The following is a 23,683-nucleotide window of genomic DNA, read 5'->3' as shown; positions in this document are numbered from 1 at the left end:
CTCGATCGAAGGCGGATCGAGCCGAGTCGGATTGCATGCGATGAAGGGATGTACGTGGTGGCGAATGAATTGGCCGGGAAAGTTGCCATCGTCACCGGCGGAGCCGCCGGGCTGGGTGCGGCCGTGGTCGAGCGATTCGCGGCCGAAGGAGCCCGGGTGGTGATCGCCGATCGTGACGCCGGTGAAGGCGCGAAACTGGCTGCGCGATACGGACCGGACGTCATCTTCGCCGAGACCGATGTCACCGATCCAGCACAGCTCGCGCGGTTGGTCGGCACTGCGGTGGAGCGGTTCGGTGGCCTGCACATCATGGTCAACAACGCCGGAATCTCCGGAGCGATGCACGCCAGCTTTCTCGACGACGATTTGGCGGACTTCCAGCAGGTGATGGCGGTTAATCTGCTCGGAGTCATGGCCGGAACCCGGGAAGCCGCACGCCATATGGCGGCCAGCGGTGGCGGATCGATCGTGAATGTGTCCTCGATCGGCGGCATTCAGGCCGGCGCCGGGGTGATGTCGTATCGGGCGTCGAAGGCCGCGGTACTGCATTTCAGCAAATCAGCCGCGACCGAGCTGGCCGAGAAGGATATCCGGGTCAACTGCATCGCGCCGGGCAATATCCCGACATCGCTGCTCGCCAAGTCCGCCGCGGCGATGAATCCGGAGGACGCCGAACGGTTCGTCAACGCCGTGCGCCAGCACATGAGAAATAGCAAACCGCTCGATCGTGACGGCACGGCCCGGGATGTCGCCGAGGCCGCGCTGTACTTCGGCAGTGACCGGTCCGCCTATGTGACGGGAACGATCCTGCCGGTCGACGGTGGAACGGTCGCCGGCATTCGAAGCCGGGTAACCGCGGCCGCGGACTCGTGATGAAAGTGACTGTGGAGCCGGACAGGTGCATTGCCTCGGGGCAATGTGCGTTGCTGGCCGGCGAGGTCTTCGACCAGCGTGACGACGACGGCGTCGTCGTACTACTGAATGAGAATCCGCCGCCCGACCAGGCGGGCCCGGTTCATGAGGCCGCCAAATTCTGCCCTGCGCTCGCAATCCATATCGAGGAATGACGGAGAAATGCCCGAAACACCGACCAGTACGGCAACCCGCGCCGAATCAGATATCCCCGCCTACCCGATGGATCGCGCGATGCGCTGTCCCTTCGACCCGCCGCCCGGCATTCGTGAGCTCGCCGGAAGGGAAACACCGTCCAGAGTGCGCCTGTGGGATGGCAATGAGCCATGGCTGATCACCTCCTACGAACAGGCTCGGGTGCTGTATCGCGATCCGCGGATCAGCGTCGACGACCGGCTCCCCGGATTTCCGCACTGGAACGACGGAATGAAGGCGTTGTCGACTGTCCGGCCACCGTCGCTGTTCAATCGGGACGCCGAGGAGCATTCCCGCTATCGGCGCATGCTGACCAAACCGTTCGCTCTCAAGCGAGTCGAGGCCCTTCGCCCGTCGATCCAGAAGATCACAGATGAGCACATCGATCGGATTCTGAGCGGGCCGCGTCCGGCCGATATCGTCGCCGGCCTGGCGTTGCCGATGCCGTCGCTGGTGATCAGCGAACTGCTCGGTGTCCCCTATTCCGACCACGAATTCTTCCAGCATCACAGCGACGTCGGACTCGGCCGGGATACGACGTCCGAGGAATCCAACGCGAATGTGATGGCTCTGCTCGACTATCTGGCCAAGCTCGTCGACGCCAAAATCGATAATCCCGCCGAGGATGCGATCTCCGATCTGGCCGAACGCGTCAAGGCGGGCGAGATCGACCGGATGGAAGCCGCCATGCAGGGTGTCGGACTCCTGGTCGCGGGGCATGAGACCACCTCGAACATGATCGGACTGGGCACTCTCGCCCTGCTGGAGAATCCTGAGCAACTGGCGGTGATTCGCGATACCGACGATCCGAAGGTGCTTGCGAACGCGGTCGAGGAGTTGCTGCGCTACCTCAGCATCGTGCACCACGGTCAACGGCGTGTCGCCCTGGCCGACATCGAGGTGGGCGGGCAGGTGATCCGTGCCGGTGAGGGCGTCATCATCGATCAGTCCCCGGCGAACTGGGATTCACATACCTTCCCGGAACCGGAACGCCTCGATATCGCCCGGGTGAATGCCAACCACAATGTCGCCTTCGGTTACGGACCGCATCAATGCGTCGGTCAGCAACTCGCTCGGATCGAGCTGCAGGTCGTGTTCCCGACATTGTTCCGCCGGATTCCTTCGGTGCGCCTGGCGACGACGATCGACCGCGTCGAATTCAAGACCGACCGACTGGCCTACGGCGTCTACGAATTGCCGGTCGAATGGTGATCAATCGCGACAATAAACTCGAATCGGAAGGCAAGCAATGACAAGCCAGCAGAAGACCGTCGGGCTCTATCCGGAGGAGGGCTATGGCGCGCCGAAGAACCGGAAGGGCCACGCCACCGGCGACCTGGGTCTGCCGCCCGGAACCCTGGTGTTCTCCGCGGACAATCACGTCTCGCTGTCGGATGACATCTTCTACCGGCAGCTGCCGGACGAGCTGAAGGAGCAGGCGCCCCGGATCTGGTACGAGGACGGCGCTTATCAGGTCGGCCACAGCGGGCAGTCGTTCCTCCCTGGGGAATTCAGCGCCGTACTGATGCAGTACGACGACCTGGTCGGAGCTGCCAGCGGTAACCTCGAAGCCCGCATCGAGGAGCTTGCCGGCGACGGCGTGCACACCGAACTCGCGTTTCCGAACGCGGTTCTGGCGATTTTCCACCACCCCGACAAGGAGATGCGTGAACGTCTCTTCCGCATCTACAACCAGTACATCGCCGGACTTCAGGAGCGTTCCAAGGGGCGCTTCTACGGTGTCGGCCTGATCAACTGGTGGGAACCGGAGGGCACTCGCCGGACACTGGCGGAACTGAAGTCGTTGGGGCTCAAGACCTTCCTGATGCCGCTCAACCCCGGTGTCGACTCCGACGGCAATCAGATCGATTTCGGCAGTGCCGCCATGGACGCGGTGTGGGACGAGATCGAGGAGTCGGGCATACCCGTCACCCATCACATCGGGGAAACGCCCCTGAAGAGCCCCTGCGAATACAACACCATCGTGGTCGGAATGATGGTGAACGTCGATTCGTTCCGGGAGATGTTCGGCAAGTACATCTTCTCGGGCATTCTCGATCGGCATCCGAAGCTGCGGATCGGCTGGTTCGAAGGCGGCATCGCCTGGATTCCGTCGGCGCTGCAGGATGCCGAGCACCTCTACGCGTCCTATAAGCACATGTGTGATCCGGTACTGCAGCATCCCATCCGACACTATTGGAAAAATAATATGTGGTCCTCGTTCATGGTGGACCCGCTCGGGCTTCGTTTGATCGACCAGATCGGCGTCGACAAGGTGATGTGGTCCAGCGACTACCCGCACAATGAAAGCACTTTCGGATATTCGGAGAAGTCGCTCAAATTGGTAGTGGACGCTGTCGGACCGGAAGAGGCCGAGAAGATCGTCAGCGGAAATATCAAGTCGTTCTTGGGGATCGAATGACGAACTCGGTCGCACAGCAGCCGTCGATAATAATTCCGGATACACCGGATCGCTCGAGGATGCTCCGGGAAACCGGAACTCGCTTACGCGCGGCGATGAAGCAACAGGGTGTCGACGCGCTGATTCTGCTCGAAGACCAGTCGGTCATGTACGCCACCGGAACCAGTTGGCCCCTAGGCGAAGCCGGTTTGACCCACGTGGAATGCCCCGTGGCGGTCGTGGTGGCGGGCGATGAATGGCCGCATCTTTTCATGCCCTTCCGTGAAGGCTCGGCGCAGGAATCGGAACTGCCCGCGGACCACGTCCACGGACCCGTCTACCCCGAATTCGACGAAGGCATCGAGAAATTCACCCGCGCCCTGGCCGACATCATTCCGGCCGGTGCGAAGGTGGCCGTCGACCAGTACACGGGCGCGATGCGGCGTGCCGGCCGGGCACTGTTCCCCTCGGGCCCGCCGACCGATGCCGCCCTGGTGCTGAGCGCCGCCAAACTGGTCAAGACGCCGGACGAGCTTGCCTGCATTCGTACGGCGTGCCGGATCACCGATGCCGCGATGGTCGATGTGCAGGCAGCGCTGGCGCCGGGCATCCGGCAGATCGATCTGTCGGCGGCCTTTGTCCGTCGCGCGTTCGAATTGGGCGCGACCGCAAACATTCTCGACGCCATCTGGCAGGTCATGCCGGAGAGCAGAGCGGCGGGCGTCTGGACCGTGCACGAAGATCTGGCCTTGCCGCTGTCCACCACGGAACGGGAACTCGCCCGCGGCGATGTGCTGTGGATCGACGTCAGCATCAGTTACGGAGGCTACTGTTCCGATTTCGGCCGCACCTGGATCGTCGGTCAGGACCCGACCGCCAGGCAGCAGGCGCAATACGCGAAATGGCGCGATATCAGGGATTCTGTGCTCGCGGTCACGCGCGCGGGCGCCACGTGCGCCGATCTGGCCGAGGCGGCGATCGAAGCCAATGGTGGCGGCAAACCGTGGCTGCCGCATTTCTATCTGGGGCACGGTATCGGCGTGGGTCCGGCCGAAATGCCGATGGTTGGAACCGATCTGGGCGAGGAATTCGACAAGAACTTCGTTCTCGAGGCCGGTACGACGTTTGTGCTGGAGCCGGTGGTGTGGGAGGACGGCACTGGCGGCTACCGCAGTGAGGACATCATCGTGATCACCGAGGAAGGCTTCATCCAATTGACCGACTACCCGTACACGCCTTATGGCGATTGAGATCCTGGCCGATGACCGAGCTCTCCGCGTCGGGCGGCGGGAGCGGGTGCTGGCCCAGATGGAAGCCCACGACCTCGACATCCTCGTACTGGGACGACAGGCCAATATTCGCTACGTGAGCGGTGCGCCGCAATTGTGGACGGCCGGCACCCGGCCCTTCGGTCCCGGATGCGTGGTGGTCCGCGAATCCGGCGACATCCACCTGCTGAGCGTCTGGGACGAGGGTGTCCCCGACGACATTCCGCACGATCACCTGTACGGCATCATGTGGAACCCGCTCAATATCATCGCGATACTGCAGAATATCGCCGGATCCGCAACCGCCCGCCGGGTGGGCACCGATGCGCTGTCCCCGCTGTTCGGCCAATTCCTGCCGATGGCGTTTCCTCAGGCCGAAGTGGTCGACGGTGAACCGGCCATCCGCGCGGCCCGTCGTATCAAGACCCCGGATGAGATTGCGGTGCTGCGGGATTCGATCCGCATCGCGGAGGCGGGCCTCGCGGCGGCTGTCGCCGAATTGCGGCCCGATGTCACGGAGCAGAGCCTCACCGGAATCATGTTGCAGGCCATGGCAGCCGGTGGTGTCAGCACTCCTGCTACCCAGGATGCCGCGTGGGTGACCTCTCCCGAGCACCCCTGGCGCCGAGTCGGCGACGCGGGCGGCACACCGCCCAGCAATCGGATACAGGCCGGTGATCTGGTGGCTTTCTCCTCCGGGGTCATCGCTAACGGCTATATCGCCGAGATCGGCCGGACCTGGCCCGCCGGCCCGCCTCGGGAGGGTTCCGAGGCCCTCTATCAGCGGTGGGACCGGCTCTGGTCGCTCCTGCTGACCGCCTGCCGGCCCGGGCAATCCGCCGCCGGATTCCTCACCGCTTACCGGGACGCGGGCGAATCACTGCCGCCCATGCCCGTGGTGCACGCGCTGGGCCTGGGCTTCGACGCGCCCGTGGTGTCCTCGGAGCTCCCCGCCACCGCGGCGGCGGAGACGTTGGAACCCGGGATGGTGCTCGCTGTCACCGGCTACGTCTGGGAGCAGGGGGTCGGTGCGGTCTTCGGCCGCGAAATGGTGTTGATCACCGACTACGGATACGAAGTGCTGACCGCCGGCCCCTCGTGGAATTCCGCACCGGGCCATGGTGACCGAGGCGTATGACCGCCGCACGACCCTCGTAGCGGACAGTCCACTACGAGAGAAGACAACGCCGTTTCCGATCCACCGAAAATCTCGATCGGTGGATCGGGAACGGCGCCTTTGTATTTCAGCGGCTGCGGGTAATTTTCGTTCACCGGGAGGCGGGGGAGCGCCGCAGCAGTGAGCACAGCCGGTCGTGATGCACATCGGCGTCGCCGTACAACACGCGGTTGGTCTCGGCTCGGCGTATATACAGGTGCAGGTCGTGTTCCCAGGTAAATCCGATGCCGCCGTGCAATTGCAGGGCGGCGCCGGCGACATCACCTGCGCAGTCGGCGATATAGGCGGCGGCCGAGCAGGCCCAGGTAGCGGCGTCCGCGGCCTGGCCGTCGACGGCCATTGCCGCGTAATAGGTGACGGCACGGGAGCCGTGCACCAGCAGCGCCATATCGGTGCATGCGTGCTTGACGGCTTGGAAGCTGCCGATCGGTTGCCCGAACTGCACGCGCACCCCGGTGTAGCCCACCGTGAGGTCGAGCATCCGCTGCATCGCCCCGAGCGCATCGGCGCAGTTCAGCACCGATGCGTAGTCGAGCAGTCGCTGCACGGCTTCGGGTCCTCCGTCGAGACGGCGCTCGGCGGGGACCTGTACACCTTCGAGCCGGATCTCGTAGAAGGTTCGAGTCGGATCCAGAGAATGTTCCCGCCGGACAATAACCCCGGCGGCATCGCGGTCGACCAGAAAGGACGTCGGAATATCGTTGTGCAGCGCGGTGACCAGCAGCCAGCGGGCGGCACCGGCATCCTGCACCGCGGTCTTGACCCCGTCCAGGATGAACAGGTCACCGTCGGACTGTGCCCTGGTGCGCAGACCGCTGAGCGTCCAGGGTGCGTAATTCTCCGCGAAAGCCCAAGTGGCCCAGACCGATCCGGCCGCCAAATCGGGCAACACCTCCTGCCGCAGCCCTGCCGATCCGGCAACCGTGAGGGCGTGGCCGACAATTGCGGTGGACAGGAACGGACCGCGGGCGAGCGCCCGTCCGCTCTCCTCGGCGGCCAGCGCCAGTTCGACCAAACCCTGACCCGTGCCGCCGTAATGCTCAGGTACGACCATGCCGGGCCAGCCGAGGTCCGCCGCCCTCCGCCACAGTAGGGGATCGACATCATCGTCGCGGTCCAGCCAGGCTCGCACCGTCTCGAGCGGAGCATGTGCGGAGAGCAGCGCGGATACCGCGTCACGCAGCATCTCCTGCTCATCGCTGAGCTCGAAGTTCACCGGTCACCGCCATCGGTGATCGACGCCTGCGGGGCCGCTGTGCCGGTTCCGGAGATCGAATGTGCCGTCATCTTTCCGCTCCTGAATGCGCCGTGGATATCCCTGTGCCGGAAGGGAACTCAGCCCGCTCGACGGCCAGACCGGGCCTGGCTCACGCCACCCGCAACTCCGTCGTCGATCGGCAATCCGTGCCCGGATGGTCCCGAATGCGGTAGCGCCACGCTCGGAGGATTCCGCTGACTGGACGAGCCGGTGGCCTACAGGCCGCAGCGGCTTGTCCAGGCCTTACCGATCCCACCGAGTGGATGGGCGTCAATGCCACCACGGCAGTAGGGCGTCGAGATGCTGGCGCATGCGCTGCCGAGCCACACCGGCGTCCTGTTGCAGAATCGCGTCGAGGATGCGCCCGTGTGCTTGTTCGACCTCATCGACGGCCCGGTCGCCCGGGAGTGGGCCACCGTGACCGCTGGTGTGCCGGCGGAACAGTTCGATGCCTATCGACAGGAACAGCGACAGCACCGGATTGCCTGCTAGTTCGGCCATTTCGGTGTGAAAGAAGTCTGCTTTGCGTGGGTCGCCGGGCGGGCCCTCGGACGGGCGTCGCACGGCCGCGCTGAGCCGCTGCGCTACGTCCGTGTAGCCCTCGGCGTAGCGGGCCGATACCCGGGCGACAATGCCGAGTTCGATGGCATTGCGGACTATCCGCAGGTCGTCGGCGGTGGCCCGCTGGAATTCGAGGAAGAGCGCCGTTGTGTCGACGCTGGCCTGCTGTTCCGGGCTGGTGATGATCAGACCCCCTCCGGGACCGCGCCGCATCCGGGCGACGGAGTGGTACTCCAGCAGGCGGACCGCCTCGCGCAACGCCGCACGGCTGACGCCGTAACGGGCGAGCAGGGCGGACTCCGACCCCAGCAATGTGCCGACCTGCCAACCGCATTGGGAGATATCGTCACGAATGCGGGCCGCGACCACCTCCGCCAGTTTGGCGCGGGGTGCATCGGCCGTGTCGAGTACGGCCGTCGCGCCGGGAACCCGCGTCGGGCCCGGTACCGGGCGGGGGTCGATCAGGGCCGCCACCGCGTCGAGGTGTGCGGTGAGTGCGGTCTGAGCTCGCGCACTCTCACCGGTGATCACCGCTTCGAAGATCCTCCGATGCGAGTCGTGGGTGGCGCCGCGTTCCGCGATCATCTCGGCCCTGGAAAACCCGCGGGTGCTGGCCGCGTACCGGAGGGTGAGGCGAATCAGCACGTCGATGAACAAGTGCAGCACCGGATTTCCGGAAAGTTCGCCGATGACGGTGTGCACCGGGTCGCGCGTGGGGATGCCCGGTTCGTCCCGGTGCGCGGATTCGTCGTCGAGAGTGGCCCGCAGAGTGGCGATGCCCGCCTCGGTGATCTGCTCGGTCGCCAGACCCGCCGCGATCGGCTCCAGCAGCAGGCGCGCCTCGAGCAGGTCGGCGACGCTGGTGCCGACGAATTCGAGATAGATCAGGATGGCCCGGGTGACCGGGCCGGCGTCGGGTGCGCAGACGAAGAGACCGCCGTTCGGCCCGCGGCGCATCCGGGCGACTTGGTGGTGCTCGACCAGTCGGACCGCCTCGCGCAGTACGGATCGGCTCACTCCGAACTGGCGGCGCAGTTCTTCCTCCGATCCCAGCGAATCGCCGACGGACCAGCCGCGGCGGATGACGGTCTCTTCGATCCGCCGGGCGATCTGGGTGGCGAGTTTGGCTGCCGGGACTCCGGGCTCACTATCTGCGGGCTCGACCTCGACGGCAATCGCCATGCGCACGCTCCTCGTAATAGAATTGAGGATCCTCAGTCTAACTGTCGTGAGTGCTTATACTGCGCCGACGTGTGAATGCTGGAGTGACTGATCTCATTAGGGTTACTGTTATCCGGTTGTTCCGAGTGTGCGCCGGTATTCTTCCGGGAGTGGATCGAGAACCACCGGCGGTGTCGCCGATGGTTCGGAAGTGGGTAGAAATGCGGTTGGAAGCCACACCGGAACTCGAGGCGTTCCGCCGGAGCGTGCGGGCGTTCGTCGCCGCGCACGGGCCGGGTACCAAGGCACACGCGGGGGTGCGCGCTCCCGCGCCCGAACTGGTACCGGCCATCCAGGCATGGTCCGCGCAGCTGTATTCGGCAGGTTTCCTCGGCATCGACTGGCCTGCCGAATACGGTGGCCGCCCGCAGGCGCATCCGCTGGAACCGTTCATTGTCGCCGAGGAGATCGCCCGCGCGGGCACCTGGCCGCCCATCGGGGCGGCAACGCTGGCCGCGGGCGCGGTGATCGACTTCGGTACCGCTGCGCAGCGGGACCGCCTTCTCCCGCGGATCCGTTCCGGAGAGGACATCTGGTGCCAGCTGTTCAGTGAACCCGGAGCGGGAAGCGACCTGGCGGCGTTGCGGACCCGCGCGCGCCGCGAGGGCGACGGCGAGGACGCGGTGTACGTCGTGGACGGGCAGAAGGTGTGGACCACCAACGGCCAGCACGCCACCATGGGCTATCTGCTGGCGCGCACCGATCCGGAGGTCCCGAAGCATCAGGGTATCACCGCGTTCGCGCTCGATATGCGGACTCCCGGCGTCGAGATCCGGCCACTGCGCGAGATCACGGGCACCGCCGACTTCAACGAGGTCTTCCTCGATGGTGTCCGTATTCCGGCCGCGAATGTGATCGGCCCGGTGAACGGGGGCTGGCGGGTGGCGATGAGCAGTCTCGCGCGCGAGCGATCCGGTGTGGCCGCCCGCGGCGCGGAGCTGTTCACCGTGCTGGCAGATCTACTGCGGCTGGCCGCGGCGACGCCGGTGAAAGGTGGCTCCGCCCTGGAGGATTCGGCTACCCAGCAGTCCCTCGGTGCACTCGCGGCTCGAGTGCACGTCAATGCGGCGATCGTGAACCTCGCGCAGTCCCGCCTGCTGCACGGTACCGAGCAGCCCGCCGACGCCGCTCTCGGAAAGGTCTTCTTCAGCGAGCTCAACCACGATCTGGCCGGTTTCGGGCTGCGATTGCAGGGCACCGCCGGACTGCGGACCGAATCCGATCCGGAGGTCGTCGCGGGCGGATGGTGGCAGGACGCGCACCTGTACTCGCGCGCCTACACCATCGCCGGCGGCGCCAACGAGATTCTGCGCACCCAGATCGCCGAGCGCGGACTGGGTATGCCGCGATAGTGGTTCGCGCCCGGAGGTATTGGGCGCGAACCACTTTCGGCAGTATTCAGGCAAGCAGTTCGAGGATGGTGGCGTTGGCGGTGCCGCCGCCCTCGCACATCGTCTGCAGTCCGTACCGCAGCTGTTCGCGGCGCATCTGGGCAAGCAGTCGCGTCATCAGGATCGCTCCGGAGCCGCCGAGCGGGTGCCCGACCGCGATGGCGCCGCCGAGCGGGTTCAGCCGGTCCGGATCCGCGCCGGTCTCGGCCAACCACGCCAGCGGAACCGGCGCGAACGCCTCATTGACCTCGAACGCACCGATCTCGTCAATAGTCAATCCGGCGCGTCCCAGTGCTTTCTCGGTGGCCGGGATGGGCCCGAGCAGCATGGTGACGGGATCGGCTCCGCTCACGGCACCGCTGTGGTAGCGGGCGATCGGCGTAAGACCGAGCTCACGCGCCCGCTCAGCGGTGGTGATCAGCAGCGCTGCCGCGCCGTCGGAGATTTGGGAGGAATTTCCCGCGTGGATTACTCCGTCCGGCCGAAACGACGGCTTCAATTTGGCGAGAACCTCAGGGGTCGTGCTGCGCCGAAGACCTTCATCGGTGGCGAACTTCGTGCCGTCGATATCGATCGGCACCACATGGTCGTCGAAAACGCCGCTGTCGATCGCGGCTGCGGCCTTGGTGTGCGAGGCGGCGGCGAATTCGTCCAGCGCCAGTCTGCTGAGCCCATACCGCTCAGCAATGAGTTCGGCACCTAGGCCCTGGTTGAACTCGGCCTTGCCGTAGCGGTCGAGAACCGTCTGCCCGTAGGGCTGGCCGGAGACGCGGTGTGCGCCGAGCGGCACCCTGGTCATGGTCTCCACACCGCCCGCGACGACGACGTCGTATTGTCCGGACATGACGGCGTGCGCGGCGGAGTCGACGGCCTGCTGGCTGGAGCCGCAGGCCCGGTTGATGGTCACCCCCGGCACGTGTTCGGGCCATCCGGCCGCGAGCACCGCGATCCGCCCGATATTGCTCGACTGATCGCCGATCTGGGTGACGCATCCCCACATCACATCGTCCACAATGGCGGGATCGATGCCGGTGCGGTGCACGAGCGCATTGAGCACGTGTGCCGACAGGTCGGCCGCGTGCAGTGTTCCCAGGGTGCCGTTGCGCTTGCCGATCGGGGTGCGCACGGCGTCGATGATGACGGCGTCTCTCATGAGCATGTCCTTTCGCTGGAGTTCCGGCTCGGCCCGGTGCCGGCTCGGTCCGCCGCTGGGGGTGCGGCGGGTGTGGTCGCTTGGGCGGCAGCGCCGCCGCGCAGTAGTTCGTCGATATCGCCGGCTTGCCATTCGGTGAAGACGGCATAGGTATCGGCACCGAGAACGGGTGGGATCCCGGTCGGTCCGGTGGGTGTCGCGGAGAAGCGAGGTGCGGGGGCCGGCTGGGTGACTCCGGCACGGGAGACAAGACTGCCGCGGGCGGCAAGCTGCGGGTGGCCTGCTGCCTCGGTAAGGCTCAGGACCGGGGCGACGCAGGCGTCGGTGTTTGCGAAGTACGCATCCCATTCATCCCTGGTCCGCTCGGCGAATCGAGCTGCCAGCCGCCGCCGGAGCTCGGGCCAGGTGGCGCGGTCGTACTGTGCGCCGGGGTCGGTGTCGAGTTCGAGCAGGTCGATGAACTGGCGGTAGAACTTGGGTTCCAGGGCTCCGACCGCGACGTGCCGGCGGTCGCTGGTCTCGTAGACGGCGTAGAAAGGGCTGCCGCCGTCGAGCTGGTTGACGCCACGCTCATCGGTCCACACGCCCCGGGCGAGCTTGGCGAAGGTGCTCGCGAGCAGGTGCGTGGTGCCGTCCACGATGGCGGCATCGACGATCTGCCCGCGACCGGTGTGCCGGGCCGAGTGCAGGGCTGCCAGCACCCCGATCACCAGATAACAGCCCCCGCCGCCGAAATCGCCGATCAGGTTGAGCGGAATCTGAGGTGGCCCGCCTGCTGCGCCGATGGCGTGCAACGCCCCGGTGAGAGCTATATAGGTGAGGTCGTGACCTGCTGTAGCAGCCAGCGGTCCGTCCTGCCCCCATCCGGTCATGCGGCCGTAGACGAGGGCGGGATTGCGTGCCAGGCAGTCGTCCGGCCCCAGGCCGAGCCGTTCCGTGACTCCGGGCCGGAAGCCTTCGATCAGTACGTCGGCGTGCTCGACCAGATCGAGGATCGCGGCGATTCCGCGCGGATGCTTCAGATCGATTGCGACCGAACGTTTTCCACGATTGATGACGTCTGCCGGTCCGCCCGCGTTCGGGTCGCCGACGAGCTGAGGCCGGTCCACGCGCACGACTTCGGCCCCGAGGTCGGCCAGCAGCATTCCTGCGAAAGGGCCCGGTCCGATGCCTCCGAGTTCGATCACGCGGTACCCGGCCAACGGTCCGGTGCTCATGATTGAGTCCCGGCCATCGTGGTCAGCGGCCCCGCCAGACGGGCGGGCGCTTCTCGAGGAATGCAGTGGCTCCCTCTGTGGAGTCGAACGAGGCGAAGACCGGTTCGGTGATCTCGGCTTGTTTGTCCCAGGCCTCGGGCAGTGTCCAGTCGTGGCTGGATCTAGCGATGAGTTTGGTCGCCGCCACCGCGAGCGGGCCGTTCGAAGCGATGGTTCCGGCGAGCTCGAGGGCCCCGGCGAGCGCCCCGCCCTCGTCGGTGATGCGGTTGATCAGGCCGACCTCGGCGGCACGAGAGGCACCGATCGGGCTGCCGGTCAGCAGCATCTCTAGGGCAAGGGCGTAGGGGATCCTGCGCGGGAGCAGCAGGGCCGCGCCCGCGCGGGCTACCAGTGCGCGCCGCACCTCGGGGACACCGAACTGGGCCGTCCGGGATGCCACGATCAGATCGCAGGCCAGGGCGAGTTCGAAACCTCCGGCAAGTGCCCAGCCCTCGACCGCGGCGATCAGTGGTTTCCGCGGCGGGGTCTTGACGATGCCGCACAGGCCCCGGCCCTCGATCGCGGGGCTTTCGCCACGCAGGAACGCGTTGAAATCCCATCCAGCGGAAAAGGTTCCGCCCGCGCCGGTGAGCACCCCGACCCTGAGATCTTCCGATTCGTCTAGTTCGTCAACGGCGGCGGCCACGGCTTTCGCGACTGCGGCATCGAGAGCATTACGTACCTGCGGGCGATTGATCGTAATGACTTGGACCGCTCCGCGGCGTTCCAGCAGGACTACATCTGACACTTGTCCTCCTTCGGGTCGGTGGGCACCGATCCGTAGAACCAGTAAATAGGACCCTTAATATCCGTGACGAGTGAGGCGCGGCAGTGGGATTACCGCTGAGTGGGCAAGTGGGGCGCGGTTGCGCCTCGCGCCATGACACTGAGTCTGATAAAACCGTGTACTGAATTATCCTCGGCGACGCGGACCGACTGTTCGCCGCCCGGGGGCGGGCCCCACGATGAGGAGGAGGCCGGATGCGCCGCACTCTGTTCACCCGAGACCACGAAGACTTCCGGCAGCTGGTCCGCGACTATCTGGGCCGCGAGGTGGTTCCGGTGTACGAAGACTGGCGGCGCGCCGGGCACGTTCCGCGCGAATTATTCACTGCGCTGGGCGAACTCGGCATCATCGGCACCGCTGTTCCCGAAGAGTTCGGTGGCGGCGGCGTGCAGGACTACCGCTATAACGTCGTCATCCAGGAGGAGGCCGCGCGGGCCGCTGTCACCCTGGGGGGTCTGCGCACCCATCTGGATGTGGTCCTGCCGTACTTCCTCGCGCTCGCGGACGGCGCGCAGCGGGCGCGATGGTTCCCCGGACTCGCCTCCGGGAAGCTGTACACCGCGATCGCTATGAGCGAACCGGGCACCGGCTCGGACCTTGCGGGGATCACGACCAAAGCGGTTCGTGACGGCGACCATTACGTTCTCGACGGGTCCAAAACGTTCATCACCGGCGGATACCACGCCGATCTTGTGATCGTCGCCGCCCGCACGTCCATCGACCCCGACAATCGGCGAGCCGGACTTTCGCTGCTGGTGGTGGAGCGGGGAATGCCCGGATTCAGCGTAGGCCGCACACTGGACAAGCTCGGCCTGACCGTTCAGGACACCGTAGAACTGTCCTTCGACGGCGTTCGGGTGCCAGTGGCCGATCGGCTCGGCGCCGAGGGTGCGGCGTTCTCCTACCTGGGCCGGAATCTGGCCCAGGAGCGGCTGGCCATTGCGGTCGGTGCGGTCGCGCAGTCGCGGGCCGCCATCGACCGGACCCTCGAACATGTCCGGGACCGGCGGGTATTCGGCCGCACAGTGGCCGAGTTCCAGAACACCAAATTCGAGCTCGCTGCCATGTCGGCCGAACTCGAGGCCGCGCAGACCATGCTCGATGCGGCCATCGCCGCTCTGGTCGAGGGCGAACTGGACGGTGTCGACGCGGCCCGGACCAAATTGTTCTGCACCGAGGTGCAGGGCCGCATCGTCGACCGCTGCCTGCAACTGCACGGCGGCTACGGCTACATCCTCGACTATCCGATCGCACGGCTGTACGCCGACGCCCGGGTGTCGCGCATTTACGGCGGCACCAGCGAGGTCATGAAGATCATTATCAGCAAATCCCTTGGCTTGTAAGGAGTTCCATCGATGAACATGCACGGTTCCAGCGCACTGGTCACGGGCGGCGCGTCGGGTTTGGGCCTGGCCACCGCGCGCCGCATGGTCGATCGCGGTGCGCAGGTGGTCATCGCCGACCTCTCCGAGGAACACGGCGCGAAGGCGGTCGCCGAACTCGGTGACGCGGCCCGCTTCGTGCCCGCGGACATCACCGACGAGACCGCGATGTCTGCCGCACTGGACACCGCATGCGAGCGCGGGCCACTGCGATTCGTCGTCCATTGCGCTGGGCGCGGCGGTGATCGGGTCCGGATCCTCGACAAGGAGGGCAATCCCGGCTCGCTGGACACTTTCGCCGAGGTGGTGCGGGTGAACCTGGTCGGCACGTACAACGTGCTGCGCTTGGCCGCCGCTCGGATGGCGGTCAACGACCTCGTCGAGGGCGACCGCGGCGCCATGGTTCTCACCGCCTCGGTCGCCGCATTCGACGGCCAGATCGGACAGACCTCCTACACCGCCTCCAAGGCGGGTGTGCACGGCATGACCCTGGTCGCCGCGCGTGATCTGGCCAGCAGGCAGATCCGGGTGAACACCATCGCGCCGGGCATCATGGATACCCCGATGCTGGGCCGGCTGCGCGCCATCATCCGCGAGAGCCTTGCCGCCCAGGTGCCGCACCCCAAACGGCTCGGCGCCCCGGACGAGTTCGCCCGCCTCGCCATCGAAATGCTGGAGAACTCGTACCTGAACGCCCAGACCGTCCGACTGGACGGCGCCATCCGTATGGCTCCGCGCTGAGCCGAGGGGAATTCCAGTGACATCAACGCCCTTTCGGGAGCGTCCCGGCCTGGTCGAGACCGATGCGCAATTCCGCGCGCGTTTCCGTGCCTTCCTGACCGACAGTCGTCCCGGCCGCCGCCCGTCCGACCCCGTCGTGCGTCTCGCTTGGCAGAAGCACTGGCTGGCAACGCTTTTCGATGCCGGCTATGCGGGCCCGGGCTGGCCTCGGGAGTACGGCGGGATGGGCTTGGACTTCAGTCGCCAGGTCATCTATCAGGAGGAGTACGCGCGCGCCCGGGTACCCGGACCTCTGGGCACCGGACTCGGCATAGCGGCACCGACCATCATCAAATACGGCACCGCCGAGCAGCGCCGGCGGTTTCTGCCGCCGATGCTGCGTGGGGATATGGTCTGGGCGCAAGGCTATTCCGAGCCCGATGCCGGTTCGGATCTCTCGGCGCTGCGCACCACCGCGCTGCGGGTGGGCGGCGGCCCGGATGATGCCGCGGCTGAGTACGTGGTGAGCGGTCAGAAGCTGTGGAACAGTTCCGCCGACATTGCCGACATCCTCTTCACGCTTGTCCGCACCGGTCCGCCGGACTCGCGCCAGGACGGCATCAGCTATCTGCTCATCGATGCGCACACACCCGGAGTGACCGTCCGCCCGCTGCGTGACCTGACCGGCGACGCTCACTTCTGCGAGATCTTCTTCGACGATGTGGTCGTGCCGGTGGTCAATCGAATCGGTGCGGAGAACGGCGGCTGGCCACTGGTGCGAACCAGCCTCGGCCACGAGCGGGCGGCCGGGGCGATGAATCAGGCCGCGCTGTACCGGAGAGTCCTCGACGAACTGATAGATCTGCTGCGTGAGCGCGGCATGACGGCTGATCCGCTAGTACGCGATCGGCTCACCGATTTCGAGATGCGCGTCCGCATCATGCGTCTGACCGGTATGCGGACCATCGCCGACATCATGGCCAAGGGTGAGCCCGGTCCGGCGTCGTCCACGGCGCGGCTGTTCATCGTCACATTCGAGCAGGATCTGCACGAGTTCGCGCTCGATATGCTCGGGGCCTACGGTGTCCTCGATCGGCACGATCCGCATGCGGTGCAGCGGGGCCGATGGGTGTGGGGGTTTCTGCGCACCCGTGCCTCGACGATCGGTGCGGGCACGGCCGAGATCCAGCGCAATACGATCGCCGAACAGGTTCTCGGATTGCCACGGGATCCGGCGGTGCCCCCTGCGGGGCGTTCGCGCTGAGCCGGGAGGTCAGAAGGCCGGCTGTTGCGGGCGTTTCTTCAGATACCCGCCGCTGTCGACCCGCAACTGCATTCCGGTGATGTACCGGGAGGAGTCGGAGATCAGGAACAGCACCGCCTCGGCGACATCCTCCGGCTCCACGTAGGGCACTCCCATGATCGACATCGCGGGGAAGGCGGTCATGGCATCCTCGCGCGTCGGGTCGTCCAGATCGGGCCGGAAGGTCCGGTACATGACGTCGCTGTGCAGCATATCGGTGTTGCAATTGGTGGGGTGGACCGCGTTGACGCGAATTCGCCTGGGCCCCAGCACTGTTGCGAGATCGTGGACGAAGGAGGCGACAGTGCGCTTGGCAAACGAGTAGCCGAGCCCACCGGGGCCGAGTGCGGGATTGTCGGTGGTGGATGCGGCCAGTCCGGCAAGTGATCCGGTGGCCACGATCGAGCCGCCGTCGGGAAGATGGGGGAGTGCGGCGTCCACCGCGTGGACCACCCCGTTGAAGTCGACGGTGACCGCATCGAGGAACGCCTGAGCTGTCTGCTCAGGTCCCAGCGGGCAGATTCCGGCCTGCGCCACGACCGCATCGAGCCGGCCGAATTCGGATACTCCGGTGGCGACCGCCGCCCGCAGCGCCGCCGGATCCCGCACATCGGCTGTGGCGGTGACGATGCGCCTGCCCAGTTTCTCCACGCCACGCACGGTCTCGGCGAGATCATCCTCGCTTGCCAGCGCGTAGCTGTTGGAGGCGATATCCGCGCAGAGGTCGACGGCGACGATATCGGCGCCCTCCTGCGCGAGCCGTAGTGCGTGCGCGCGCCCCTGTCCGCGCGCGGCGCCGGTGATGAAGACGACCTTGTCCTGTACTCGGCCCATGGTGATTCCTTTCCTCGCGGTGCTCGCCGAGGGTAGGAGTCGCGGCGGGGTACAGGCGCCGCTGTCCCGCAGGACGGGAGGCAGACGAGGGCCGGTCGCACCGTGTCTGGTGAAAAACATCTGAGTGCAAGACTTTCCACTGGGTGAGAAGGGCCGGATATCAGGTCTGAGCGGGTGGTAGAGCTGTGGTCGCCCAGCGCGCGGTCTGGGACGCCGCGGCGCTGCGCGCCGGCCGATGTGGACGCGTCAGCTGATACGGAGGTTGTCGCCGGCGCCGCGGCTATCACGAGGACGATGAGCGTCCGTCGAATCGGAACTTCCGGGAGCCACAAAGAGTGTACTTAGTTATGGGGATTGACAGTGTGAGGTACCGATTCTATGGCTGGTGGCGTGGAGGTGTCGGAACTTTTTCCGATCCTGTCGAATTAAGGATCCTCTTTGGGTATGCTTGAGTTGAAGGTTGAGCAGCCCCGAGTGAGAGGCCGGTCTGATGATCTCAGGCTCGAGGGACAGTGTTGTCACCGTCGGTGAGCGGCATGAGCTTCCACCGTCGATGGTGGAGCGGATGACACTGATCCTGGACTCGTTCGGTGTGCCCCGGGCGAGACTGACATTGGAGGACGTCGCCGGCCGGACGGGTCTGCCGCGCTCGACGACGCATCGCATCCTGGAACAGCTGGTTCGATTGCGCTGGCTCGAGCGCACCGGTCGTGACTACGTGCTCGGTCCGAGGGCATTGGGACTGGGCGGGAGAGAGGTCGGCCACGGCGCGTTGCGTGCGGCGGCATTCCCACTGCTGCAGGAACTTTCGGTGCGCACCGAGCGGGTCGTGCACCTGGCTGTGCTGGACGGTGCGGAGACCTGTTATCTGGACAAGTTCGGCGGTAAGGCGGCCGCGCGCGTGCCCTCTGTTGTCGGGGGCCGAGTGCCCGCACACTGCACTGCCGTCGGCAAGAGCATGCTCGCCTGGCTGCCACCGGAGCAGATCGACGAGCTGTACCGGGGTCACCTGGCCACGCGAACCGCACGCAGCATCCACGATCGCGATGTTCTGCACCGCGAATTGATCCGCATCCGCGCCCGCAAAGGATTGGCCTTCGAATCAGGCGAGTGCTTCCCGCAGATCGCGTGCGTCGGCGCGGCGGTCCGCAGCCCGGAGGGACCCGTTGCCGCGGTGTCGCTGGTCGGCAGCTCGCAATCGGCACTCGATCGACTGGCGCCGTTGGTGGCGAACACCGCGCAGGCCATAGCGGAATCACTGATCGGGGGTGTGGCGTGCAAGCAGCCTCTGGAATGCGCCCTCGTGCGTGGTGCACCGGGTCAACAGGTCCCCAGTGCGACTCTCGGGCGCATCGTCTCGATGGGCGAACGCGGCGAATGGTTCTGAGACGCAGGCGGTATCGCAGAAATTCAGCGAGAGTGCTCTTCCGGTAGGTGGGAACATCCGCATGCGCGGACCGCTCGCGGCGCACACTGCCTGTCAGTCGAGGCATGGGGCCTCGCAGGGCATCGTGCGGCGAGAAGGGTGGGACCCGATGAGTGCGCTTCCGGAACCGACGGCGTTGGATACCAGGCGCTTTCGCGATGTGCTGGGCCACTTTCCGTCCGGTGTGGTCGCGGTGACCACTACGACGGCCGATGGCCGGGCCGCCGGTTCGGTCGTCGGGACCTTCACCTCGGTTTCGCTGGATCCGCCGCTGGTGTCGTTTCTCGTCGCCCGATCCTCTGCCACCTTCTGGATGATTCGGGAGACCGGTCGTTTCTGCGCCAATGCCCTTGCCGGGAACCAGGAGCCGGTGTCGCGGCGGATGTCGACTCGTGGCGGGGACAAATTCGAGGGCGTGAACTGGATACAGTCGCCGCTGGGCAATCCGATCCTGGACGGCATCGTGGCCTGGGTGGATTGCACGGTCGAACAGATCGTCGAGGTCGGCGATCATCACCTGGTTGTCGGCCGGGTCAGTGATCTGAACATCGAGTCGGTGCGCACGCCGCTGCTGTTCTTCCGTGGCGGGTACGGCGACTATCTGGCCAGTGCGACGCTGGTGATGGACCGGCTCGTCGGTTGGTGGTGACCTCGGCCGGTGCGGCTTCGCGCGGCGGAACGCAGCGGCATCGTCTAATTCATCAGGTGAACCGGCTTTCCATCGACGATGGTCGCCGTGACGGCCGGAGTAGGCGATCCGGCGCGCAGATCTTCGGGTGGCACCCCCAGTAGTGTCAGATCGGCGACCTCGCCTGGCACGATCCGGCGCGGACGGTCGGGTTGTTCGGGGGCGCCGAAGAACAGCGATAGCGCCCTGCTCAACGGAATGTTCTCCAATTCTCCTGCACCCCAAGGCATCCGGTGCACCGCCGCCCGGATCGCCGACCAGGGATTCGGAGTGCCGAAGGGAGCGTCCGTGCTCGCGGCGACCGGAACCCCGGCGCGCATCAGTGAGCCGAGTCGCCACAGATCCGGCTGGTCCTCGTGGGGTACCTCGCGGCGGTACTGCTCGGCGCGCTCCACCGGAAAGTGCGGCTGGGTGATGACCGGTACGTGATGCTCTCGCAGCCATGCCATGGCATTGACCGGGATGAGGGCGCCGTGTTCGATGCGGTCGCCCCTGCGGACACCGGCGGAATCCAGCGCGGCGATCGTGAGCGCCAGCTGGACTCGGGTCACGCAGTGCACGGCGATCGGACGGCCCGCCGCGTGCACCGCGCGGATTCGATCGATGAAATCGTCCAGTTCGGGAAGGGTGGTGTCGTCCAGCAGGATCTTGGTGGGGCCCAGGGAGAATCGCGCGGTGCCCGGGTCGGTGATACCGGGAGGCGCCATGCAGTGCAGCCGCTGCCGGATCCGCCCGGCTGCGACGGACTCGGCGAAATCGTCGATGTCCGGGTGGCCCATCGCCGGGGTGGCGTCGGTGAATCCGGTGATACCCAGCCTGGCGGCCCGGGTGCTGAGGTCGGTGAGATCCACCGGCGCCGAGTCGGTTCGGGTGCCGAGCCAGCCGTCCAGCCGCCACAGCCGGCCGGTGGGCCGGGCCGCGGCATCGCGTTCCACGCCGGGCAGTCGGCATTCGTCGAGATCGACGGCCGTGCATGCGGCCGAATTGAGCATCCACAGCGCGCCCGATCGGTGCTGGATCCGCACCGGGCGAGAGTCGACAATACGGTCCAGCGCCCGCCGGTCCAGTGACCCAGCGACCGACTCGTGGTAGTCGACTCCTCGAATCCACACTCCCGCAGGAAGTTCCGAGTCTGCACTGAACAAACGAGCCGTGAGGCCGGCGAGCGTGCTCACGTGTGCCGGTCCGACACGTACCGATCCGGAGGTGGCGGCGAGTGATCGCAGATGGACGTGGTGGTCGTGCAGACCGGGGAGCAACCAACAGCCGCGGGCATCGATGTCGTCCTCGTTCGGCAGTGGGCGCAGGCCGATTCCGCATTCGGTGATGCGCCCGCCGTCGAAGCGGACGTCCGTAAAACTGGTGCCGAAGACTCGGGCTCGTCGGATGAGCATCAGCCCTGCTGAAGGATGTGGGGTGGCAAGACTGTCTGGGAGCGTCGGCGCTCCGGGCACTCCACAATCCAGCCATCGGCGCCGCGACGCACCGGGTGGTCGCCGTGCCGGAGAGCAGGCGCGGACGCGAATGCCGCTGCGGTATCACGCATCGAAAGATCGATCAGCACACCGCCACCCGCGCGTACCGCCGATACCGCTGCGAGGGCGGCGCAGATTCCGGATAACGGATCCGCGATGGCATCCGCGCAGAATGCCGGTTCACCGCCATGCCGGCCGACCAGTCCACCCGCCACCGCGGCGTCGTCGCCGAAGGCGACGCGCGCCGGATCGGCACGCCCATAGCCGGTGATGCTCATCCATACCTTGCCCGCGTGGTGTTCGCGATGCTCGGGGGCTAGGCCCAGTTGCGCTAGTGCCCGCGGCCGTGAAGCTTCGATCACGATGTCGGCGGTGTCGATCAGCTCGGAGAGTTCGGCACGGCCCCCGGTGGATCGGAAATCGATGCCGCGGAATTCGTGCCCGCTGTGCAGCCATTCGAAGAACCGCGTGTCTCCGTGTCTGGCGCCGTCAGGGCGATGGAGACTCTCCACTTTGACGACGCGGGCGCCCGCCAGACCGAGCAGGCGAGCGCAGAGCGGCCCCGCCCACATCGAGGACAGATCCACGATCAGGCGCCCTCGCATCGAGGTCGCTGCGGTGGGCGCGCTGATCCGGGTGGTGTGCCAGGGCGGGGCATTGCCCGGCGCGGCGGGCAATGCCGCCGCGGGTACGCCGAGCAGCTGTGCGCGGTCCGCGAAAACTGCCGCAGGCCAGTGTGTTACGGCTTCTTCGAGTGCAGCCCACGGATCAGTGACGGGTGCGCAACCGAGTATCGCCGGCACACTCTCGATATCGTCGGGACGGGCCAGGGTCACGGCACACCAGCCGTCCGCGGTGCGCAGCAGTCGGCTCGTGCCACCGGCGGACCGGAGTCCGGCCCGCCGCAGACCTCGCAATCCGGCGCGTCCGGAGAGTATTTCCGCGGCATCGACCTCGACGCGCGGACCCGTATCGCCGGTCATCGCCGAGAGCAGGCGCACAGCCTCGCGCAGTAATCCGTAGGCCGGGGCGGGGGAGATGAGTGGTGGCCCTGTCTCGTGCCCGGTAAGCGCCATCGCGCCGGAGGCTGCCCAGGCCAGTGCCGCGCAATCCGGCCGGCCGGAAGGTGTGTTTGGCCGCTGTCCAGGCGTAATCCATTCGGCCACAATGTCTCTCGCTGTGAACCCCGTGGTACGGTAATCGGTCGATACCTCAGGCATGGTCATGCTCCACCTGGTCGATGAGGCCCCACCGCAGTGCTGTCGACGTGTCGAGTCGTACTCCGGTGAGCATGGCCCAGGCGGCACGCCAGCGGCCGATCCGGCGAGGCACGCTGACCGTGCCACCCGCACCCGGTATCAGGCCCATACGCACCTCCGGGAATCGGAAGTAGGTGCCCGGGGCGGCGGTGACCGTACCGCCGAAGGCCGCCAGTTCCGCACCGGCGCCGACGCACGCGCCGTGCGTACGTACGACGAGACGGTCGGCGAGGCGATCGAACACGCGCCACGGCGCACGATCGAGCCGGACCAGATATGCGGCGACCGGGTCTGTCGCACTGCCGAATTCGTCCAGATCACCGCCACTGCAGAAGGCCGGCCCGGCACCGCTGAGCTGAACTGTCGTGATATCCGGATCGGCGATCGCCAGCTGCGCGGCGGCCAGCAGTTCCTCACGAAGTTGCGCATCGAGGGCATTGCGGCGGTCAGGGCGATCGAGCACGATCGACAGATGGCGGTCTGCGCGCTGCAGCCGGATCAGGTCTCGACCATGCGGGAGTGCGGGTTTCGCGGGTCCGCGTTCGGTCAGCCAGTGCGCGAATTCCGGGCCGCCCAGCAGCATCGAGTACACCGCGGCTTCGGCGGCGAGCGCCGGACCGGTATCGAGCACTGCGGTCTGGCGCAGTAACTGGCCGCAGGCGACTGCGGCACAGGGCGAGCGGGACACGGCAGTGCGCAGTTCCGTCAGTGCTTTCGCGGTGTCTTCGACCCTGACTAATTCACGGAATTCGGATTCCGGATGCTCGGTCAGGGTCAGCGTGGCTGCGCTGAGGATCGGCCCGAGGCGCGGGTCCATCGGACTGTGCAGCACCGCGACGACGAGTGACAGTGACTCGCGGGCCATAGCCGCGACACGCCCTATCTGCGCGGGCGTGGCATCGCGGCAGCTGTCCAGATCCAGCACGATTAGCGGCCGGGCCGGTTCGCCCGTCGTGGTCAGTTCCAGGCCATCGGACAGGAGCGGATCGCTGGCGATTCCACAGAAATCGTTCATC

The 23,683-nt window shown here is 66.4% G+C and carries 21 protein-coding genes; 12 read left to right on the top strand and 9 right to left on the bottom strand.

Translation table 11 applies throughout. The features are described 5' to 3' along the window. Positions 1-57 precede the first annotated feature (57 nt). Genes ABZX86_RS30230 through ABZX86_RS30205 form a run of 6 tightly spaced genes read left to right on the top strand, consistent with a single transcriptional unit; the run spans position 58 to position 5,914 of the window. Positions 58-873 (top strand): SDR family oxidoreductase, encoded by an 816-nt coding sequence (locus ABZX86_RS30230; RefSeq protein ID WP_355128168.1) that lies wholly within the window; start codon positions 58-60, stop codon positions 871-873. Beyond that, positions 873-1,067: a ferredoxin gene (locus ABZX86_RS30225; RefSeq protein WP_355128166.1), complete on the top strand. Its 195-nt coding sequence runs from the start codon at positions 873-875 to the stop codon at positions 1,065-1,067. The genes ABZX86_RS30230 and ABZX86_RS30225 overlap by 1 nt, the downstream gene beginning before the upstream one ends. A gap of 7 nt (positions 1,068-1,074) precedes the next feature. After that, on the top strand, positions 1,075-2,319 hold the full coding sequence (locus ABZX86_RS30220; RefSeq protein WP_355128164.1) for a cytochrome P450: 1,245 nt from the start codon (positions 1,075-1,077) through the stop codon (positions 2,317-2,319). Positions 2,320-2,356: 37 nt separating this feature from the next. Then, positions 2,357-3,529: an amidohydrolase family protein gene (locus ABZX86_RS30215; RefSeq protein ID WP_355128162.1), complete on the top strand. Its 1,173-nt coding sequence runs from the start codon at positions 2,357-2,359 to the stop codon at positions 3,527-3,529. Continuing rightward, entirely contained in the window at positions 3,526-4,758 is a 1,233-nt protein-coding gene (locus ABZX86_RS30210; RefSeq protein WP_355128160.1) for a Xaa-Pro peptidase family protein, read from the top strand. The genes ABZX86_RS30215 and ABZX86_RS30210 overlap by 4 nt, the downstream gene beginning before the upstream one ends. Continuing rightward, a complete protein-coding gene (locus ABZX86_RS30205; protein WP_355128158.1) occupies positions 4,748-5,914 on the top strand; it encodes a M24 family metallopeptidase in 1,167 nt (388 codons plus the stop codon). The genes ABZX86_RS30210 and ABZX86_RS30205 overlap by 11 nt, the downstream gene beginning before the upstream one ends. 130 nt (positions 5,915-6,044) lie before the next feature. Here ABZX86_RS30205 and ABZX86_RS30200 read toward each other — a convergent pair whose 3' ends face one another. Together ABZX86_RS30200 and ABZX86_RS30195 are read right to left on the bottom strand one after the other, a co-directional pair. After that, the gene (locus ABZX86_RS30200) at positions 6,045-7,169 is read right to left on the bottom strand and encodes an acyl-CoA dehydrogenase family protein (protein WP_355128156.1); all 1,125 of its coding nucleotides are present in this window, start codon (positions 7,167-7,169) and stop codon (positions 6,045-6,047) included. A gap of 312 nt (positions 7,170-7,481) precedes the next feature. Then, positions 7,482-8,954, bottom strand: coding sequence for an FCD domain-containing protein (locus tag ABZX86_RS30195; protein ID WP_355128154.1), 1,473 nt, complete (start codon positions 8,952-8,954; stop codon positions 7,482-7,484). Positions 8,955-9,154: 200 nt separating this feature from the next. On the opposite strand from ABZX86_RS30195, the gene ABZX86_RS30190 reads away from it, so the two are divergent. Continuing rightward, the gene (locus ABZX86_RS30190; RefSeq protein ID WP_355128152.1) at positions 9,155-10,345 is read left to right on the top strand and encodes an acyl-CoA dehydrogenase family protein; all 1,191 of its coding nucleotides are present in this window, start codon (positions 9,155-9,157) and stop codon (positions 10,343-10,345) included. Positions 10,346-10,391: 46 nt separating this feature from the next. On the opposite strand, the gene ABZX86_RS30185 is transcribed toward ABZX86_RS30190, so the two are convergent. The 3 genes from ABZX86_RS30185 to ABZX86_RS30175 are packed head-to-tail and all read right to left on the bottom strand — an operon-like array spanning position 10,392 to position 13,541. Next, entirely contained in the window at positions 10,392-11,537 is a 1,146-nt protein-coding gene (locus tag ABZX86_RS30185; protein WP_355128150.1) for an acetyl-CoA C-acyltransferase, read from the bottom strand. Continuing rightward, positions 11,534-12,754, bottom strand: a complete 1,221-nt coding sequence (locus ABZX86_RS30180) for a CaiB/BaiF CoA-transferase family protein (protein ID WP_355128148.1) — start codon at positions 12,752-12,754, stop codon at positions 11,534-11,536. Before ABZX86_RS30180 ends, ABZX86_RS30185 begins: the two co-directional genes overlap by 4 nt. Before the next feature lie 22 nt (positions 12,755-12,776). Next, positions 12,777-13,541 carry a crotonase/enoyl-CoA hydratase family protein gene (locus ABZX86_RS30175; RefSeq protein ID WP_355128146.1) on the bottom strand — a complete coding sequence of 255 codons (765 nt, stop codon included), beginning with the start codon at positions 13,539-13,541 and terminating at the stop codon, positions 12,777-12,779. 233 nt (positions 13,542-13,774) lie between these two features. Here ABZX86_RS30175 and ABZX86_RS30170 point away from each other — a divergent pair, with 233 nt between their 5' ends. From ABZX86_RS30170 to ABZX86_RS30160, 3 genes are read left to right on the top strand one after another with little or no spacing between them, the layout of a single operon-like run. Then, a complete protein-coding gene (locus ABZX86_RS30170; protein ID WP_355128144.1) occupies positions 13,775-14,923 on the top strand; it encodes an acyl-CoA dehydrogenase family protein in 1,149 nt (382 codons plus the stop codon). Between the two features lie 12 nt (positions 14,924-14,935). Continuing rightward, positions 14,936-15,703 carry an SDR family NAD(P)-dependent oxidoreductase gene (locus tag ABZX86_RS30165; RefSeq protein ID WP_355128142.1) on the top strand — a complete coding sequence of 256 codons (768 nt, stop codon included), beginning with the start codon at positions 14,936-14,938 and terminating at the stop codon, positions 15,701-15,703. Positions 15,704-15,719: 16 nt separating this feature from the next. Further along, positions 15,720-16,946 (top strand): acyl-CoA dehydrogenase family protein, encoded by a 1,227-nt coding sequence (locus ABZX86_RS30160; protein WP_355128140.1) that lies wholly within the window; start codon positions 15,720-15,722, stop codon positions 16,944-16,946. A 9-nt stretch (positions 16,947-16,955) separates the two neighbouring features. Here the strand turns inward: ABZX86_RS30160 and ABZX86_RS30155 are convergent, their stop codons facing one another. Beyond that, positions 16,956-17,819: a mycofactocin-coupled SDR family oxidoreductase gene (locus tag ABZX86_RS30155; RefSeq protein ID WP_355128138.1), complete on the bottom strand. Its 864-nt coding sequence runs from the start codon at positions 17,817-17,819 to the stop codon at positions 16,956-16,958. 565 nt (positions 17,820-18,384) lie between these two features. On the opposite strand from ABZX86_RS30155, the gene ABZX86_RS30150 reads away from it, so the two are divergent. Together ABZX86_RS30150 and ABZX86_RS30145 are read left to right on the top strand one after the other, a co-directional pair. Next, complete coding sequence (locus ABZX86_RS30150; protein WP_355128136.1) at positions 18,385-19,206, top strand: IclR family transcriptional regulator; 822 nt, start codon at positions 18,385-18,387, stop codon at positions 19,204-19,206. A gap of 148 nt (positions 19,207-19,354) precedes the next feature. After that, positions 19,355-19,894 carry a flavin reductase family protein gene (locus ABZX86_RS30145; protein ID WP_355128134.1) on the top strand — a complete coding sequence of 180 codons (540 nt, stop codon included), beginning with the start codon at positions 19,355-19,357 and terminating at the stop codon, positions 19,892-19,894. A 44-nt stretch (positions 19,895-19,938) separates the two neighbouring features. Here ABZX86_RS30145 and ABZX86_RS30140 read toward each other — a convergent pair whose 3' ends face one another. The 3 genes from ABZX86_RS30140 to ABZX86_RS30130 form a co-directional block, all read right to left on the bottom strand. Further along, positions 19,939-21,327: an amidohydrolase family protein gene (locus tag ABZX86_RS30140; protein ID WP_355128132.1), complete on the bottom strand. Its 1,389-nt coding sequence runs from the start codon at positions 21,325-21,327 to the stop codon at positions 19,939-19,941. Next, positions 21,327-22,484 (bottom strand): CoA transferase, encoded by a 1,158-nt coding sequence (locus ABZX86_RS30135; protein WP_355128130.1) that lies wholly within the window; start codon positions 22,482-22,484, stop codon positions 21,327-21,329. The genes ABZX86_RS30140 and ABZX86_RS30135 overlap by 1 nt, the downstream gene beginning before the upstream one ends. 136 nt (positions 22,485-22,620) lie before the next feature. Beyond that, complete coding sequence (locus ABZX86_RS30130) at positions 22,621-23,682, bottom strand: enoyl-CoA hydratase/isomerase family protein (protein WP_355128128.1); 1,062 nt, start codon at positions 23,680-23,682, stop codon at positions 22,621-22,623. Position 23,683: the final 1 nt, after the last annotated feature.

The sequence above is a fragment of the Nocardia sp. NPDC006630 genome (assembly GCF_040611495.1).
GTDB lineage: Bacteria > Actinomycetota > Actinomycetes > Mycobacteriales > Mycobacteriaceae > Nocardia.
The sequence above is the reverse complement of the archived record's forward strand: the minus strand, read 5'-3'. Positions and strand labels throughout refer to the sequence as shown.